We start from the raw sequence: 16,548 nt of genomic DNA, 5'->3' as shown, positions 1-16,548 counted from the left end.
CGTGGTTTAAGTGTCGCGGAGCCGGTCGGCGATCGTCACCACCCGAATGGCCAGATGCTCGAGGGCCGTGTCGGTGACCTCACCGATGTCCTCGATGTTGTCGTGGGTGGTGACCAGGCTCGCCCCGTAGGGATTGCCGTCGACGAACTTCGACGGGTCGGTGTAGCCCGGGGGCACGATGATGCCGCCGAAATGCATCAGCGTGATGTACAGCGAGAGCAGGGTGGATTCCTGACCGCCGTGCACGGTGTTCGATGACGTGAAGCCCGCGTACACCTTGTCGGCGAGTTTGCCCTGCGCCCACAGCCCGCCCAGCGAGTCGAGGAACGCGCGCAATTGCGCTGCCGGAGAGCCGAAGCGGGTCGGTGAACCGAAGATCACCGCGTCGGCCCAGACGATGTCGTCGCCAGTGGCGGCCGGAAGGTCTTTGGTGGCCTCGTAATTGGCCGTCCAGGCCGGGTTGTGGGCGAAGGATTCGGGATCCTGCGTTTCGGCGATGTGTCTCAGGCGGACCTCGGCCCCCGCCTTCTCGGCCGCGGCGGCAACGCGCTGCGCCATCGTGGTGCCATGGCCGGTGGCCGAGTAGTAGATGATCGCGAGTTTCGTCACGGCGTCATCGTAGGCCGCAGATCCGGCATCGTGTCGATCCCGAATTCCCGGTGCAACAACGTGCGCGCCGCGTAGTAGCCGGCCATGCCGTGCACACCGCCGCCGGGCGGAGTGGCCGCGGAACACAGATAGACCTTGGGAACCGGTGTGCGCCACGGGTTTAACCGCGGCGTCGGCCCGGCGATCGCCCGCCAGGCCGAGTTGCCGCCCACCCCGATGTCGCCGCCGACGTAGTTCGCGTTGTGCTCGCACAACCGCGCGGCCGGCACCGCGCGCGCGGCCACCACCACGTCACGGAAGCCGGGGGCGAAGCGCTCGACCACCGCGGTCACCGCTTCGATCGCGTCGACGGTGGACCCCGACGGCACGTGGGCATAAGTCCAAAACGGGCGGCGGCCGGCGGCGTCGATGCGGCCGGGGTCGGCGACGTGCGGCGACGCCGCCAGCACCATGGGCCACTGCGCGTGCCGGCCGGCGGCGATGTCGGCCTCGGCGCGCGCCATCTGGGCTCGGCTGCCGCCGAGGTGCAGCGTCGGGGCCTGCCGCAGCCGCTCGTCCGACCACGGGATCTCGTCGCTCAGCACGAAATCCACCTTCGCGACGCCGGGGCCAAACGTGTAGCGCCGCAACGCTTTCGCGTAGCGGGCGGGCAGGGCGTCACCGTAGATCCGCAGCAGCGCGGTCGGCGCGGTGTCGAAGGCCACGACCCCGTCAGGCGGTTCGGTGACCTCCGTGCCCGCCGTCAGCTCGCCACCGTGTGCGCGCAGGTCGGCGATCAGGGCGTCGGTGATCGCCTGACTGCCGCCCACCGGGATCGGCCAGCCGACCGAATGCGCCAGGGTGGCCAGCATCATCCCGGCGCCGGCCGCGGTCAGCGACGGCATCCGCGAAATGATATGGGCGGCAACGCCGGTGAACAGTGCGCGGGCGTCCTCGCCGGCCAACGTCCCCCACGCCGGGGTCCCCTGGGCCAGCATCCGCAGGCCCAGCCGCAGCGCCGAGGGCAGCGAGTTTGGGATGGACCGTTTGTCGCCCAGCAGCAGGGCCACCACGTCGTCGGAACGCTCGACCAGCGGACCCAGCAGGCGCCTGAAGGACGCACCGTGCTCGAGCTCGGCGCAGGTGCGGTCCAGGTCGCGGTAGGCGATGGCCGCCGGACGCCCGGGCAGCGGGTTGGCGTAGGAGATGTCCGGCACCGTCAGACGCACGCCGCGCGCGCGCAAATCGAATTCGGCGAAGAACGGCGACGCCAACGCCAGGGGGTGCACCGCCGAGCAGATGTCGTGCAAGACTCCCGCAGAATCTGGGTCGGGTGCGGTGCGCGCGCCCCCGCCAAACGTCGGCTGAGCTTCGACGACCTGCACTTTCAGACCGGCCCGGGCGCAGATTACGGCAGCGGTCAGCCCATTGGGTCCGCTGCCGACGATGGTGACGTCCACGCGTCAATTACAGCCGATAGGCTGGCCGGGTGAATCTGCCTGTTGTACTCATTGCCGACAAACTCGCCGAATCAACCGTCGCCGCCCTCGGTGACCAGGTCGAGGTGCGCTGGGTAGACGGCCCCGACCGGGAGAAGCTGCTGGCGGCCGTGCCGGAGGCCGATGCGCTCCTGGTGCGTTCGGCCACCACGGTCGACGCCGAGGTGCTGGCGGCGGCGCCCAAGCTGAAGATCGTCGCCCGCGCCGGGGTGGGTCTGGACAACGTCGACGTCGACGCCGCCACCGAGCGCGGTGTGCTGGTGGTGAACGCGCCGACGTCGAACATCCACAGCGCCGCCGAGCACGCGCTGGCGCTGTTGCTGTCGGCGGCCCGCCAGGTGCCGGCCGCCGACGCCTCACTGCGCGAGCACGCCTGGAAGCGGTCGTCGTTCTCGGGCACCGAGATCTTCGGCAAGACGGTCGGCGTGGTGGGCCTGGGCCGGATCGGGCAGTTGGTCGCCCAGCGGCTCAGCGCCTTCGGGACTCACCTGATCGCCTACGACCCCTACGTGTCGCCGGCCCGGGCCGCGCAGCTGGGCATCGAACTGTTGACGCTGGACGAGCTGCTGGGCCGCGCCGACTTCATCTCGGTGCACCTGCCGAAGACACCCGAGACCGCGGGCCTGATCGACAAGGACGCGCTGGCCAAGACCAAGCCGGGCGTCATCATCGTCAACGCGGCTCGCGGTGGTCTGGTCGACGAGGCGGCGCTGGCCGACGCGGTGCGCAGCGGCCACGTCCGCGCGGCCGGCATCGACGTCTTCTCCAAGGAACCCTGCACCGACAGCCCGCTGTTCGAGCTGCCGCAGGTGGTGGTCACGCCGCATCTGGGGGCATCGACCGAAGAGGCGCAGGACCGGGCCGGCACCGACGTCGCGGCGAGCGTGAAGCTCGCTCTGGCCGGGGAATTCGTCCCCGACGCGGTCAACGTCGGCGGCGGGGTGGTCAATGAGGAGGTGGCGCCCTGGCTGGACCTGGTGCGCAAGCTCGGGTTGCTGGCCGCCACGCTTTCCGACGGCCCGCCGGTCTCCTTGTCGGTGCAGGTGCGCGGCGAGCTCGCCTCCGAAGACGTTGAGGTGCTTAAGCTTTCGGCCCTACGCGGGTTGTTCTCGGCCGTCGTCGAGGGGCCGGTGACGTTCGTCAACGCACCGGCGCTGGCCGAAGAACGCGGCATCACCGCCGAGATCGGCACGGCCTCGGAGAGCCCGAACCACCGCAGCGTGGTCGACGTGCGCGCGGTCGCGCCCGACGGCACCGCCGTTAACGTTGCGGGCACCCTGTCGGGCCCGCAGCTGGTGGAGAAGATCGTGCAGATCAACGGCCGCAACTTCGATCTGCGTGCCCGCGGTATCAACCTGGTGATCAACTATGTCGACCAGCCCGGCGCGCTGGGCAAGATCGGCACCCTGCTCGGTTCGGCCGGGGTGAACATCGAGGCCGCGCAACTCTCCGAGGACGCCGAGGGCCCGAGTGCGACGATCCTGCTGCGTCTGGACCGTGACGTGCCGGGCGACGTGCGGGCCGAAATCGGCGCGGCCGTGGGCGCCAACAAGCTTGAGGTGGTTGATCTTTCGTGAAGCGCGCCAGCGACGATGCAGAGTTTAGCGATGAGGAGCGGCGCCGATGAAGCTTGCCATCATCGAAGGTGACGGCATCGGCCCGGAGGTAGTGGGCGAGGCCGTCAAGGTCCTCGACGCGGTGCTGCCCGGGGTGGACAAGACGAGCTACGACCTGGGCGCGCGCCGATACCACGCCACCGGCGAGCTACTGCCGGACTCCGTCGTCGACGAGCTGCGCGGGCATGACGCCATCCTGCTCGGGGCCATCGGTGACCCATCGGTGCCCAGCGGCGTGCTGGAGCGAGGCTTGTTGCTGCGCCTGCGTTTCGAGCTCGACCATCACATCAACCTGCGCCCGGGCCGGCTCTATCCGGGCGTGAACAGCCCGTTGGCCGGCAACCCCGAGATCGACTTCGTGGTGGTGCGCGAGGGAACCGAAGGGCCCTACACCGGCACCGGCGGCGCCATCCGCGTCGGAACGCCCAACGAAGTCGCCACCGAGGTAAGCCAGAACACGGCATTCGGTGTGCGCCGCGTGGTGGCCGATGCGTTCGAACGGGCGCAGCGGCGCCGAAAGCATTTGACGCTGGTGCACAAAACCAACGTGCTGACCTTCGCCGGCAAGCTGTGGTCGCGCATCGTGGCCGAGGTGGGCCAGGACTATCCCGACGTCGAAGTGGCCTACCAACACATCGACGCCGCGACCATCTTCATGGTCACCGACCCCGGTCGCTTCGACGTGATCGTCACCGACAACCTGTTCGGCGACATCATCACCGACCTGTCGGCAGCGGTGTGCGGCGGAATTGGCTTGGCCGCCAGTGGAAATATCGACGGCACCCGAACCAACCCGTCGATGTTCGAGCCCGTCCATGGCAGCGCGCCGGACATCGCCGGCCAGGGCATCGCCGATCCGACCGCCGCCATCATGTCGGTGGCGCTGCTGCTGGCCCACCTCGGCGAGGACGCCGCGGCTAAGCGGGTGGACCGGGCCGTCGAGCAATATCTGGCAACGCGTGGGAACGAACGGCGCGCCACCACCGAAGTCGGCGAACGGATTGCCGCCGGGCTCTAGTCTCCAACCCGGGCGGCAGCAATCGCGTGGGCACCAAAGGCATTGCCGCCAGGGGGAACAGCGCGCACAGCACCCATGCCGGCGGATACTTCGCGGCCGAGATCAAGGCACCGAACAGCGGGGGACCGGCGGCCGCCATCATCCGCTGGGTGGTGTTCTGGATGCCCAGGGCCCGACCGCTCCAGTACGGCCCGGCGAATTCGGTGATGGCGGTGGCTTCCAGCCCGTTGTCGAGCACCGCGATCACCGAGATGGCGACCATCAGCACCGACTGCCACCGGGTGTTCATGTAATCGGCCCACGCCAGCAGCAGCAGGGTCAGCACGGCGGCGGCCGCGATGTAGCGCACCGGCCGCATGCGCGAGCCCAGCCGATCCGACCAGCGGCCCACGGCCACCCGGCCGGCCGCGCCGAGCAGCTGCGACAGGGTGACCAACGCGCCGGCGGCCGCGACCGACCAGTGCAGATTTCGGATCAGCCACACCAGCATGAACGTCACGGTGACCGTCTGCGGCATCATCATCAGCCCGGCCACCGCGTGAATTCGCCACAGCGTCAACGATCCTCGGTATGGGCTGGCCAGTTCCTGATCGCTCGCGCTGGCGCGGGGCTTGCGCGGCGGGTCGACGATGCCGACCACGCTCACGATCGCCCCGAGCGCACACGCCAGCGCGGTGAACCGCAGGCCGGCCTGCGGCCCGTGTTCGGCGAGCTCGGGAATTATCATCGCGCCCAAGGCGATTCCCAGGGGTTGGGCGGTCTGGCGGATGCCCATGGCCAGCCCGCGCTGATGTGGCGGGAACCACGCGGACACCAGCCGCCCGCCGGCCGTGTTGCAGCTGGCCGCGGCCATGCCGCCGAGAAACAGATAGACGGCGATCAGCACCATCGAATGCGCCGACGCGGCGGCGTAGGCCGCTATCGCGGTAAGGGCCGAGCCGGTGGCCATCACCACCCGTTCGCCGACCCGGTCCAGCACGTACCCCCAGAGCACCAGCGTGACCACCATGCCCCAGCTGGGCATCGAGGCCAGCAGGCCCGCCTCGTCGAGCCGGATCCCGCGCGCGCCTTGCAGCGACGGGATGAGGAACGCGACGCCGTTGATGAAGAGGAACGAACTCGCCGTCGCCAGCAGCGAAACGATCATGATCGACCAGCGCGCGGCCGTGCCGATTTCGGGCGTCGCGGCGGGCTCGGTCTGCATTCCCCATGCTTGCATACCGGCGGGAATTTTAGGGGTAGGACTTGTGCCGTTGCTCGCCATTGGTGGCCAAGTTGCGGGCCCGATGGTGACGCTCCTCCTCGGGCCGTCCCGGCCCGCATCGTCGCCAGATTGGGCTCGATCGTGACGGCCCGCCACGCCCGGCTTCGCCGCGCTCGCGACCCTCACTGGGCCGGATGGTGCGGGCCCGCCACGCCCGGCTTCGCCGCGCTCGCGACCCTCACTAGGCTCAACCGAATGCGCCTTGGTCGAATCGCCAGCCCGGACGGTGTCGCCTTCGTCAGTATCGAAGGCGATCTCAACGACCCCGCCGAGATGATCGCGCGGGAGATCGCCGAACATCCATTCGGCACGCCCAACTTCACCGGCCGGTCATGGCCGCTGGCCGACGTGCGGCTGCTCGCCCCGATACTGGCCAGCAAGGTGGTGTGCATCGGAAAGAACTACACCGATCACATCGCCGAGATGAAGGAGATGACCGGCCCCGCCCCGGTGGACCCGGTGATCTTCCTCAAGCCCAACACCGCGATCATCGGGCCCAACGTGCCGATTCGGTTGCCCGCCAACGCTTCACCGGTGCACTTCGAGGGCGAGCTGGCGGTGGTGATCGGCCGACCCTGCAAGGACGTCTCGGCCGCCCAGGCCGCGGAGAACATCCTCGGCTACACCATCGGCAACGACGTGTCGGCGCGCGATCAACAAAAATCCGACGGCCAGTGGACCCGGGCCAAGGGGCATGACACCTTCTGCCCGGTCGGCCCCTGGATCGTCACCGACCTCAAACCGCTCGACCCGGGCGATCTGGAATTGCGTACCGAGGTCAACGGCGAGGTCAAGCAGCACAGCCGTACCTCGCTGCTGATCCACGACATCGGCTCCATCGTCGAGTGGATCTCGGCCGTGATGACCCTGCTGCCCGGGGACATCATCCTCACCGGGACGCCGGCCGGTGTCGGCCCCATCGAGGACGGCGACACCGTCTCGATCACCATCGAGGGTATCGGCACCCTCACCAATCCCGTGGTCCGCAAAGGAAAATCGTGACTGCACCCGCACAAGCGCATCCGGTCCGGGTCCGATTCTGTCCCTCGCCCACCGGCACCCCGCACGTCGGCATGGTCCGCACGGCGCTGTTCAACTGGGCCTACGCCCGACACACCGGGGGCACCTTCGTCTTTCGCATCGAGGACACCGACGCGCAGCGCGACAGCGAGGAAAGCTATCTGGCGCTGCTCGACGCGCTGCGCTGGCTGGGCCTGGATTGGGACGAGGGGCCCGAGGTGGGCGGACCCTACGGCCCTTACCGACAATCGCTGCGCCGTGAGATCTATCACGATGTGGTGGCCAAGTTGCTCGAAACGGGCGAAGCCTACTACGCCTTTTCCACGCCGGAGGAGGTCGAGGCGCGCCATGTCGCCGCGGGCCGTAATCCCAAGCTGGGCTACGACAATTTCGACCGCCAGCTGACCGATTCCCAGCGCGCCGCGTTCCTGGCGGAGGGCCGCAAGCCGGTGGTCCGGTTGCGGATGCCCGATCAGGATTTCAGCTGGGACGACCTGGTGCGCGGGACCACCACCTTTGCGGCCGGCACCCTGCCCGACTTCGCGTTGACCCGCGCCAACGGAGAACCGTTGTACACCTTGGTGAACCCGGTCGACGACGCGCTGATGAAGATCACCCACGTGCTGCGCGGTGAGGATCTGCTGCCGTCGACCCCGCGGCAGCTGGCGCTGTATCAGGCGCTGATCCGGATCGGTGTGGCCGAGCGCACACCGCAGTTCGCCCACCTGCCAACGGTATTGGGGGAGGGAACGAAAAAACTCTCCAAGCGCGACCCGCAGTCCAACCTGTTCGCCCACCGCGACCGGGGCTTCATCCCCGAAGGCCTGCTCAACTATCTCGCCTTGCTCGGCTGGGCCATCGCCGACGACCACGACGTGTTCAGCCTCGAGGAGATGGTCGCCGCCTTCGATGTGGTCAACGTCAACTCCAATCCCGCCCGCTTCGACCAGAAGAAGGCCGACGCGCTCAACGCCGAGCACATTCGGCTGCTCACGGTCGACGACTTCACCGCCAGGCTGCGCGCCTATCTCGACACTCACGGTCATCGCCTCGGACTGGACGACGCCGCCTTCGCCACCGCCGCCGAGTTGGTGCAGACCCGGATCGTGGTGCTCGGCGACGCCTGGGACCTGCTGAGGTTCCTGAACGACGACGAGTACGCGATCGACCCCAAGGCGGCCGCCAAAGAACTCGGACCCGACGGCGCCGCGGTGCTGGACGCGGCGCTGGCCGCCCTGGACGGCGTGGCGGACTGGACGGCGCCGGAGCTCGAAGCCGCGCTCAAGGCAGCCCTCATCGACGGACTGGGGCTCAAACCGCGCAAGGCGTTTGGTCCGATCCGGGTGGGGGCCACCGGGACGACGATCAGCCCGCCGTTGTTCGAGTCACTGGAGCTGCTTGGCCGCGACCGCAGCCTGGCGCGGCTGCGGGCGGCGCGTGAGACGGCCGGGCGGGACCCCGGCTGAGCGAGGACGACCGCGCGTGCGCAGTGCCCGGCCAGACTTTGGTAGTCTGCACTGCGGTTTACGAAAGCCGACGACGGCTGGCGGCGGCGGACTACACAGAGCTCATGAACGTCCGCAATCGACGCTGACCAGCGGTTTTAGGCGGCCAATGGGGTATGGTGTAATTGGCAACACAGCTGATTCTGGTTCAGCCATTCTAGGTTCGAGTCCTGGTACCCCAGCAAAACTCACTCCGCCTCAAGCGATTAGGTGGGCTTAGCGGCGTGAGCTATGCTGACTGCTCGGATCGTTTCTGGCCCCGTCGTCTAGCGGCCTAGGACGCCGCCCTCTCACGGCGGTAGCGTGGGTTCGAATCCCATCGGGGCTACAAATATCGCAGCTACTGGTCGGTCCCCAAGACCGCCGGTGCTGTCGATCCACCTACCGGCATGGCCGGCAATCCGAGTTTGCGGTGATCCCACGAGCGTGCCCGCCGGGCCACGATGCGAACGCAGACCCGCTTGTTCATCATCTGCTCCACGAACGGCTTCATGTCGTCGGTGTAGGGACCGGTGTAGCGCTCCCAGACGCTGACGCCCACACGGTGTGAGACGTCGGGATCGTCGACGATTTCGGCGACGCCCTCGAAGGACACCCCGCGCAGTGTGTCGTAGGTGTGGCCGTCCTCGATCAGAAAGCTCACCCGCGGGTCGCGCTTGAGGTTGACGGCCTTTTGCGACTTGACCTTGGTCTCCAGCCAGATCTCGCCGTCGACGACGGCGTACCACATGGCGGTCAGGTGGGGCTGGCCGTCGGCGCCGATGGTGGCCAGGGTGCCGGTGCGGCTGTTGACGACGAAATCGGCGATCTCGTCTTCGGACATGACGATGCTCGCGCGCTGATTGGTTCCCATGGCGGTCAGTCTGTCAGGCCGGGCGCCATCCGCTGTGCGCTGGTGGCTCAGAGGCGACGGGTGAGCGCCTCGGCGGCGGACAGCAGATCGGCCGCCCAGCGGGCCCCCGGGCGCCGGCCGATCCGGTCGATGGGCCCCGACACCGAGATGGCCGCGACGACGGCACCGCGGCTGTCACGCACTGGCGCCGACACACTCGCCACCCCCGGCTCGCGCTCGGCCACGCTCTGGGCCCAGCCGCGCCGGCGCACTTCGGCCAGCGTGCGTTCGGTGAATTTCGCCGTCGCGAGCACCGCTTTCTGGGTGGCCGCGTCGCTATGGGCCAGTAGGACTTTCGCCCCCGACCCGGCCGTCATCGGCAGTCGCGCCCCGATCGGGACCGTATCGCGAAGGCCGGCAGCGGGTTCCAGCGCGGCCACGCACACCCGGTCGGTGCCCTCGCGGCGGTACAGCTGCACGCTTTCGCCCGTGGTCTCGCGCAACAGCGGCAGCACCGCGTTGCTGGCGGCCAGCAGCGGATCGTTGACATGGGCCGCGAGTTCGGTGACGGCCGGGCCGAGCAGCCAGCGTCCTTCGTCGTCGCGCGCCAGCAGGCGGTGGACTTCAAGGGCGGCCGCCAGCCGGTATGCCGTGGCGCGGGGCAACGAGGTGCGCTCACACAGTTCGGCCAACCCACAGGGTGATTGAGAGACCGTGTGCAGCAGACCCACGGCTTTGTCCAGGACGCCGATACCGCTATGCTGTCTCATAAGAAGATACTAGCGTCTCGCATTCTGAGATCCCAGCCCGGATGATCGGCGAGGCCGCTACTCGAGGCGAATTGAGGCGAGTCCGATATGGGAACCGATCAAGGGGCGGCGGCGGCCGCCACCAAACCGCGCACTCTGGCCGAAAAAGTCTGGGAAGACCACGTTGTGGTGTCCGGTGGTTCCAGCGAGCCCGACTTGATCTACATCGATCTGCACCTGGTGCACGAAGTCACCAGCCCGCAGGCCTTCGACGGCCTGCGCCTGGCCGGCCGGCCGGTCCGCCGTCCCGATTTGACGCTGGCGACCGAGGATCACAACGTCCCGACCATCGATATCGACAAGCCGATTGCCGACCCGGTGTCGCGCACCCAGGTCGAGACATTGCGGCGAAATTGTGCCGAATTCGGTGTGCGGCTATATCCCATGGGCAATGTCGAGCAGGGCATCGTGCATGTGGTCGGGCCGCAGCTGGGCCTCACCCAGCCGGGAATGACGATCGTCTGTGGGGACAGTCACACGTCGACCCACGGCGCATTCGGCGCACTGGCCATGGGAATTGGCACCTCGGAGGTCGAGCATGTGCTGGCCACCCAGACGTTGCCGCTGCGGCCGTTCAAGACGATGGCGGTCAATGTCGATGGGCAGCTGCCCGCCGGCGTAACGGCCAAGGACATCATTCTGGCCCTGATCGCCAAGATCGGTACCGGCGGTGGACAGGGGCACGTCATCGAATATCGCGGCAGCGCCATCGAATCGCTGTCGATGGAGGGCCGGATGACCGTCTGCAATATGAGCATCGAAGCCGGTGCCCGGGCGGGAATGGTGGCTCCGGACAACACCACATTCGATTTCCTGCGTGACCGTCCGCACGCGCCGCAAGGTGCGCAATGGGATGCGGCGATGCGCTATTGGGAGCAGCTGCACACCGACCCCGGCGCGGAATTCGACACCGAGGTCTACCTCGACGCCGCGTCGCTGAGCCCGTTCGTGACGTGGGGGACGAACCCCGGCCAGGGCGTGCCGCTGGCCGATGCGGTGCCGGATCCCGAGCTGATGACCGACGACGGGCAGCGCCAGGCGGCCGAGAAAGCGTTGGCATACATGGACCTTCGGCCCGGCACGCCGATGCGTGACATCGCCGTCGACACGGTGTTCGTGGGCTCTTGTACCAACGGTCGTATCGAAGACTTGCGCGTCGTCGCCGACGTGCTGCGCGGTCGCAAGGTCGCGCCCGGGGTGCGGATGCTCGTCGTGCCGGGCTCGATGCGGGTGCGGGCCCAGGCCGAAGCCGAAGGGCTGGGCGAGGTTTTCACCGCCGCGGGCGCCGAATGGCGCCAAGCGGGCTGCTCGATGTGCCTGGGGATGAATCCCGACCAGCTTGCGCCGGGGGAGCGGTGCGCGGCGACGTCCAACCGCAACTTCGAAGGGCGCCAGGGTAAAGGCGGCCGCACGCATTTGGTGTCGCCGGCCGTTGCTGCCGCGACGGCGGTTCGCGGCACATTGTCCGCTCCAGCCGATTTGAGCTGACGTATCCGACTGCGAAGGGATTGAGCATGGAAGCTTTTCACACCCACACCGGTATCGGTGTGCCGCTGCGGCGCTCCAATGTCGACACGGATCAGATCATTCCGGCGGTGTATTTGAAGCGCGTCACCCGAACCGGTTTCGAGGACGGCTTGTTCGCCAGCTGGCGGTCGGATCCGTCATTCGTGCTAAACCTCAGCCCCTTTGACCGGGGGTCAGTGCTAGTGGCCGGACCCGATTTCGGGACGGGGTCCTCACGCGAGCATGCGGTGTGGGCGCTGATGGACTACGGGTTCCGGGTGGTCATCTCGTCTCGATTCGGTGACATTTTCCGGGGCAACGCCGGCAAGGCCGGGCTGCTGGCGGCCGAAGTTTCCCAGGACGGGGTGGAGCTGCTCTGGAAGCTCATCGAGGGAAGCCCGGGCTTGGAAATCACTGTCAATCTTCAAGATCGAAATATCACCGCGGGAACGACGGTGCTGCCGTTCAAGATTGACGACCACACCGCTTGGCGATTGCTCGAGGGGCTCGACGATATAGCCCTTACGCTGCGGAAACTCGACGATATCGAGTCATTCGAGAAGGCTTACCCGGAGTGGAAACCGCGCACTGTGCCCACCTCCTGAACGGTCGGCCGCGGCCGATTTTCTGCTTGATCGGCTAACTAAACCGAGCCGATTTTTACGGCCGCCACCGGTCAAGGGCGGCAACCGGATTGCGAAAACGGCGGACGCCTTGCCGTGAAATTGCGCGTGGCTCTTGGAAATTTGCTGGGTGAGGGTTTACCGTGTCCACTAGTCGGTTCAAATCGAGGACCACTAGTGTCGGAGGGATTGATGAACAAGGCAGAGCTCATTGATGTGCTCACAACTAAATTGAACACGGACCGTCGACAGGCGACCGCCGCGGTCGAGAACGTTGTCGACACCATTGTGCGTGCGGTACACAAGGGCGACAGCGTCACCATCACCGGGTTCGGCGTTTTCGAACAGCGGCGCCGCGCAGCGCGGGTTGCCCGCAACCCGCGGACCGGTGAGACGGTGAAGGTTAAGCCGACGTCCGTCCCGGCGTTCCGCCCCGGTGCCCAATTCAAAGCGGTTGTGTCTGGCGCACAGCGCCTCCCGTCGGACGGCCCGGCCGTCAAGCGCGGTGTGGTAGCCGGTGGTGGCGCGGCCAAGAAGACCGCCGCGAAGAAGGCTCCGGCCAAGAAGGCTGCGGCCAAGAAGGCTCCGGCCAAGAAGACCGCGGCCAAGAAGGCTCCGGCCCGCAAGGCCGCAACCAAGGCTCCGGCCAAGAAGGCCGCGACCAAGGCCCCGGCCAAGAAGGCCGCGACCAAGGCTCCGGCCAAGAAGGCCGCGACCAAGGCTCCGGCCAAGAAGGCGGCGAGCAAGGCTCCGGCCAAGAAGGCGGCGAGCAAGGCTCCGGCCAAGAAGGCCGCGGCCAAGAAGACGACCGCGCGCCGCGGTCGCAAGTAAGCGGAGTCAAGTTCTAGACACGAGTACCCTTCGGGCGGCAGCGGTGCCCCCGAAGGGTATTCGTGCGCTTAGCGGCGGGCCGCCGCCATCACGCTGCGGCGGTCGCAAGCGCGGCGAAGCCGGGTGCGGCGGGCCGCCGCCATCACGCTGCGGCGGGCCGCCGCCATCACGCTAGGCCCGGACGTTGGCGGCCAGCGCGCCACCGATGTGGTCGGCGGCCACCAACTTCCCGCCAGACAGTGACAGCACCCAGGTGCTGCCCTTGTGGTTGCGCGATTTGTCGGGCCGCACGCCGTCGCGCTCACACCACCACGCGATCAGGTCCGGAATCACCTTGCCCTGAGTGCAGACAACCGCCGTGCCGTGCTGCTCGGCGATATCGAGCATTCGGTGGCGGCCGCGTTTCGCATTCTTGGCGTAGGCCTCTTCGGTGAGGGTGGGCTCGTTGTGTACGGGCACGCCCAACTCTTCGGCAAGCGGTTCCACGGTCTGGTGGCAGCGCACGCGGTCGGCCGCATACACCTGCGACGCCCCGAAGGCGAGCAGCTGCGGAACCAGCGCCTCGGCCTGCGCGCGTCCGCGTTTGTCCAGCGGCCGCTTGGCGTCATCGCCGGAGAAGCGCGATTTGCGCCCGGCCGTGCCATGCCGGACCACCAATAAGGTATGGGTGTCCGCGGGCTTTTTGTTGAAGTGGCGCAACACTTTTCGATCCTGCGCATAGTCGAGCTTCTGCATCGCCTCGGCGATGGGCAGCCACACCAACCCGTCCACCTCGTGGCCGGGCACGAACTCGCCGCCGGTGGCGCGCGCGGCCCAATAGAAGACCTTTTTGACGCCCGCCTCGATCGGATAGCTGACCAGGTTCAGCCGCCGGCCGAGGATCGCGTGCTGGCCCGTCTCCTCCTGCACCTCGCGCACGGCGGCCACCGGGGCCGTCTCGCCGGGGTCCACCTTGCCCTTGGGCAGTGACCAGTCGTCATACCGCGGCCGGTGGATGACGGCGATCTCGATGTCGTGGTCGGCGGCGTCGGCATCGCCGGGTCGCCACAGCACCGCGCCGGCGGCATAGACCACTCGGCTTCCCGAGCGCCGATCGGTGGACGAGTTATGGGTCGGCACCTCAACTCCTGCAGATCAATTCACCTCAGGGCCGCACGCAACGAGGTGCGGCCCGAAAGAACAACTCGGAAATCACCGCACAGAGCTAGGGACTGCGATGGCGCTCCATCAACGATACTTGGTGGTCGCGCACGGTATGGCCTTCTTGTGGCGCCGGGGTCCACTGCCCGTCGGGTCCCAGTTCCCAGCACCGGGTGGACGGATCCAGTGCGGATTCGAACAATTCGTCCAGCTGCCCGGTGAGCTTGGGATCCTTCACCTGCACCAGCACCTCCACGCGCCGATCGAGGTTGCGGTGCATCATGTCGGCGCTGCCGATCCAGAATTCGTTGATGTTGCGGAAATGGATGATCCGCGAATGCTCCAGGAAGCGGCCGAGAATGGAGCGCACGACGATGTTTTCGGAGAAGCCCTCGGCGCCCGGGCGCAACGCGCAGATGCCGCGCACCACGACCTCGACCCGCACTCCGGCCTGCGATGCCCGGTAGAGCGCATCGATCACCTGCTCGTCCACCAACGCGTTCATCTTCAGACGAATTCGCCCGTCACCTCGTTCGCGGTGCGCGGCGATCTCGCGTTCGACGCGTTCGATGATGCCGGTGCGAATTCCGTGCGGCGCCACCAGCAGGTTGCGGTAGCCGACCTTACGCGAATAGCCGGTAAGCGAATTGAACAAATCGGTGAGGTCCGCACCGATATCCGGGCTCGCCGTCAGCAGGCCGACATCCTCATAGAGGCGGGCGGTCTTGCTGTTGTAGTTGCCGGTTCCGATATGGCAGTACCGCCGGATCGCCGATCCTTCGCGGCGCACCACCAGGCACGTCTTGCAGTGCGTCTTGAGCCCGACGAGGCCGTAGACCACGTGCACGCCCGCCTGCTCGAGTGCGCGCGCCCAACGGATGTTGGCCTGTTCGTCGAAGCGCGCCTTGATTTCGACGAGCGCCACGGCCTGCTTTCCGGCCTCGGCCGCTTCGATCAGCGCCCGCACGATCGGTGAGTCACCGGAGGTGCGGTACAGCGTTTGTTTGATCGCCAGCACATTGGGGTCCGCGGCGGCCTGCTGAATGAAGCGCTGCACGCTGGTGGAGAAGGAGTCGTAGGGGTGGTGCACCAGGACGTCGCCCTCGCGCAGCGTCGCGAAGATGCTCTTGGGGGATTCGCGATCGGCGAAGGCGGGGTGGGTGTCCGGGACGAACGCGGGGTCCTTGAGCGCCGGCCGGTCCAGTCCGTAGATCTGCCACAGCGACGAAAGATCCAGCAGCCCGGGCACTTCGATGACGTCACCGGGGTGCACGTCGAGTTCGCGCAACAACAGCTCCAGCATGCCCTCGGTCATGTCGTCGGCGATCTCGAGCCGCACCGGCGGCCCGAACCGCCGGCGCGCCAATTCCCGTTCCAGCGCCTGCAGCAGATCCTCGTCGCGGTCCTCCTCGACTTCCATGTCGGCGTTGCGGGTGATGCGGAAGGCGTGATGCTCCACGATTTCCATGCCCGGGAACAGAAGAGGAAGGAAGGCCGCGATCAGTTCTTCGGTCGGCAGGTACCGGACGATGGCCCGTCCGGAGCCGTCGGCATTGTCGATGGCGGCCAATTCGACGAAGCGATCGACGTTGTTGGGCACCTTGACTCGGGCGAAGTGCTGGCCGCCGTCCTCGGGCTGACGCACCATCACCGCCAGGTTCAGGCTCAGCCCGCTGACGAACGGGAACGGGTGCGCCGGGTCGACGGCCAGCGGCGTCAGGACGGGGAAGACCTGTTCGGTGAAATAAGTCGACAATTCGTCGCGCTCGGCCTGATCGAGGTCGGCCCACGTGACGATGTGGATGCCTTCCTCGGCAAGCGCCGGGCGCACCGAATCCAGGAACACTCGCGCGTGCCGGGTCGCGATCCGCTGAGTCTGTTCTCCGATGAGGGCGAGTTGCTTGCGCGGCGTCAAACCGTCGGCCGAGCGGACCGACAAGCCCATCTCGTCACGGCGTTTGAGGCCGGCGACGCGCACCATATAGAACTCGTCGAGGTTGGAGGCGAAGATCGCCAGGAACTTGGCGCGTTCCAGCAACGGCAACGAGTTGTCGGCGGCCAGCGCCAGCACGCGGGCGTTGAAATCCAGCCAGCTCAGTTCCCGGTTGAGGTAACGGTCGTCCGGCAGATCGGTCAGCGCGGCCTGGGTCGCAGCCGGTGGTGCTGCCACGGCCGAGTCGCCCGAATGCCACAAGTTCTCGTCGGGTCGCGCCTCAGCTTCGATTTCAGTCACCCTGCGATCATTGCTCATCACGCGTGGGTGCTGCTAGCGCTCCCGGGACATCCATTCGCCGTTG

Annotated in this window: 14 protein-coding genes and 2 tRNA genes; 9 read left to right on the top strand and 7 right to left on the bottom strand. The window is 67.4% G+C overall.

Annotation, left to right across the window (positions count from 1 at the left end):
* Positions 1-6: 6 nt before the first annotated feature.
* Together wrbA and A5624_RS04320 are read right to left on the bottom strand one after the other, a co-directional pair.
* Complete coding sequence (wrbA, locus tag A5624_RS04325) at positions 7-609, bottom strand: NAD(P)H:quinone oxidoreductase (protein WP_066862060.1); 603 nt, start codon at positions 607-609, stop codon at positions 7-9.
* Positions 606-2,048, bottom strand: a complete 1,443-nt coding sequence (locus A5624_RS04320) for an NAD(P)/FAD-dependent oxidoreductase (RefSeq protein ID WP_066862057.1) — start codon at positions 2,046-2,048, stop codon at positions 606-608. Before A5624_RS04320 ends, wrbA begins: the two co-directional genes overlap by 4 nt.
* 29 nt (positions 2,049-2,077) lie before the next feature.
* On the opposite strand from A5624_RS04320, the gene serA reads away from it, so the two are divergent.
* Positions 2,078-3,664 (top strand): phosphoglycerate dehydrogenase, encoded by a 1,587-nt coding sequence (gene serA / locus A5624_RS04315; RefSeq protein WP_066862054.1) that lies wholly within the window; start codon positions 2,078-2,080, stop codon positions 3,662-3,664.
* Positions 3,665-3,710: 46 nt separating this feature from the next.
* On the top strand, positions 3,711-4,721 hold the full coding sequence (locus A5624_RS04310; RefSeq protein ID WP_066862051.1) for a 3-isopropylmalate dehydrogenase: 1,011 nt from the start codon (positions 3,711-3,713) through the stop codon (positions 4,719-4,721).
* Here A5624_RS04310 and A5624_RS04305 read toward each other — a convergent pair.
* Positions 4,621-5,925, bottom strand: coding sequence for an MFS transporter (locus A5624_RS04305; protein ID WP_066862048.1), 1,305 nt, complete (start codon positions 5,923-5,925; stop codon positions 4,621-4,623). The two genes, A5624_RS04310 and A5624_RS04305, sit on opposite strands and share 101 nt — an antisense overlap.
* Positions 5,926-6,180: 255 nt before the next feature.
* On the opposite strand from A5624_RS04305, the gene A5624_RS04300 reads away from it, so the two are divergent.
* The 4 genes from A5624_RS04300 to A5624_RS04285 all read left to right on the top strand — a co-directional run bounded on the left by A5624_RS04300 (position 6,181) and on the right by A5624_RS04285 (position 8,838).
* Positions 6,181-6,987, top strand: a complete 807-nt coding sequence (locus A5624_RS04300) for a fumarylacetoacetate hydrolase family protein (RefSeq protein WP_066862046.1) — start codon at positions 6,181-6,183, stop codon at positions 6,985-6,987.
* Complete coding sequence (gltX, locus tag A5624_RS04295) at positions 6,984-8,471, top strand: glutamate--tRNA ligase (protein ID WP_082972197.1); 1,488 nt, start codon at positions 6,984-6,986, stop codon at positions 8,469-8,471. Before A5624_RS04300 ends, gltX begins: the two co-directional genes overlap by 4 nt.
* A gap of 149 nt (positions 8,472-8,620) precedes the next feature.
* Positions 8,621-8,692 (top strand) — tRNA-Gln (locus A5624_RS04290).
* Between the two features lie 73 nt (positions 8,693-8,765).
* Positions 8,766-8,838 (top strand) — tRNA-Glu (locus A5624_RS04285).
* A gap of 12 nt (positions 8,839-8,850) precedes the next feature.
* On the opposite strand, the gene A5624_RS04280 is transcribed toward A5624_RS04285, so the two are convergent.
* Positions 8,851-9,363 (bottom strand): pyridoxamine 5'-phosphate oxidase family protein, encoded by a 513-nt coding sequence (locus A5624_RS04280; RefSeq protein ID WP_066862042.1) that lies wholly within the window; start codon positions 9,361-9,363, stop codon positions 8,851-8,853.
* Between the two features lie 47 nt (positions 9,364-9,410).
* Entirely contained in the window at positions 9,411-10,112 is a 702-nt protein-coding gene (locus tag A5624_RS04275) for an IclR family transcriptional regulator (protein WP_066862039.1), read from the bottom strand.
* 87 nt (positions 10,113-10,199) lie between these two features.
* Here A5624_RS04275 and leuC point away from each other — a divergent pair, with 87 nt between their 5' ends.
* The 3 genes from leuC (at position 10,200) to A5624_RS04260 (ending at position 13,111) form a co-directional block, all read left to right on the top strand.
* Positions 10,200-11,639, top strand: coding sequence for a 3-isopropylmalate dehydratase large subunit (gene leuC, locus A5624_RS04270; protein ID WP_066862036.1), 1,440 nt, complete (start codon positions 10,200-10,202; stop codon positions 11,637-11,639).
* A 26-nt stretch (positions 11,640-11,665) separates the two neighbouring features.
* Positions 11,666-12,262 (top strand): 3-isopropylmalate dehydratase small subunit, encoded by a 597-nt coding sequence (gene leuD / locus A5624_RS04265; RefSeq protein WP_066862033.1) that lies wholly within the window; start codon positions 11,666-11,668, stop codon positions 12,260-12,262.
* Between the two features lie 210 nt (positions 12,263-12,472).
* Positions 12,473-13,111 carry an HU family DNA-binding protein gene (locus A5624_RS04260; RefSeq protein WP_066862023.1) on the top strand — a complete coding sequence of 213 codons (639 nt, stop codon included), beginning with the start codon at positions 12,473-12,475 and terminating at the stop codon, positions 13,109-13,111.
* A 171-nt stretch (positions 13,112-13,282) separates the two neighbouring features.
* Here A5624_RS04260 and A5624_RS04255 read toward each other — a convergent pair whose 3' ends face one another.
* Positions 13,283-14,230, bottom strand: a complete 948-nt coding sequence (locus tag A5624_RS04255; RefSeq protein WP_066862020.1) for an NUDIX hydrolase — start codon at positions 14,228-14,230, stop codon at positions 13,283-13,285.
* Between the two features lie 85 nt (positions 14,231-14,315).
* Complete coding sequence (locus A5624_RS04250) at positions 14,316-16,505, bottom strand: RNA degradosome polyphosphate kinase (protein WP_066862017.1); 2,190 nt, start codon at positions 16,503-16,505, stop codon at positions 14,316-14,318.
* Positions 16,506-16,548 lie beyond the last annotated feature (43 nt).

Origin of the sequence: Mycobacterium sp. 1482292.6, from assembly GCF_001672995.1 — a bacterium.
Classification (GTDB): Bacteria; Actinomycetota; Actinomycetes; order Mycobacteriales; family Mycobacteriaceae; genus Mycobacterium; species Mycobacterium europaeum_A.
This window is presented reverse-complemented; position numbering and strand designations above follow the sequence as displayed.

Bases quoted from the DNA above. Each gene is read 5' to 3' on its own strand.
- A5624_RS04310 (WP_066862051.1), top strand. From the start codon at position 3,711: ATGAAGCTTGCCATCATCGAAGGTGACGGCATCGGCCCGGAGGTAGTG.
- A5624_RS04305 (WP_066862048.1), bottom strand. From the start codon at position 5,925: ATGCAGACCGAGCCCGCCGCGACGCCCGAAATCGGCACGGCCGCGCGC.
- A5624_RS04300 (WP_066862046.1), top strand. From the start codon at position 6,181: ATGCGCCTTGGTCGAATCGCCAGCCCGGACGGTGTCGCCTTCGTCAGT.
- A5624_RS04280 (WP_066862042.1), bottom strand. From the start codon at position 9,363: ATGGGAACCAATCAGCGCGCGAGCATCGTCATGTCCGAAGACGAGATC.
- A5624_RS04275 (WP_066862039.1), bottom strand. From the start codon at position 10,112: ATGAGACAGCATAGCGGTATCGGCGTCCTGGACAAAGCCGTGGGTCTG.
- leuC (WP_066862036.1), top strand. From the start codon at position 10,200: ATGGGAACCGATCAAGGGGCGGCGGCGGCCGCCACCAAACCGCGCACT.
- leuD (WP_066862033.1), top strand. From the start codon at position 11,666: ATGGAAGCTTTTCACACCCACACCGGTATCGGTGTGCCGCTGCGGCGC.
- A5624_RS04260 (WP_066862023.1), top strand. From the start codon at position 12,473: ATGAACAAGGCAGAGCTCATTGATGTGCTCACAACTAAATTGAACACG.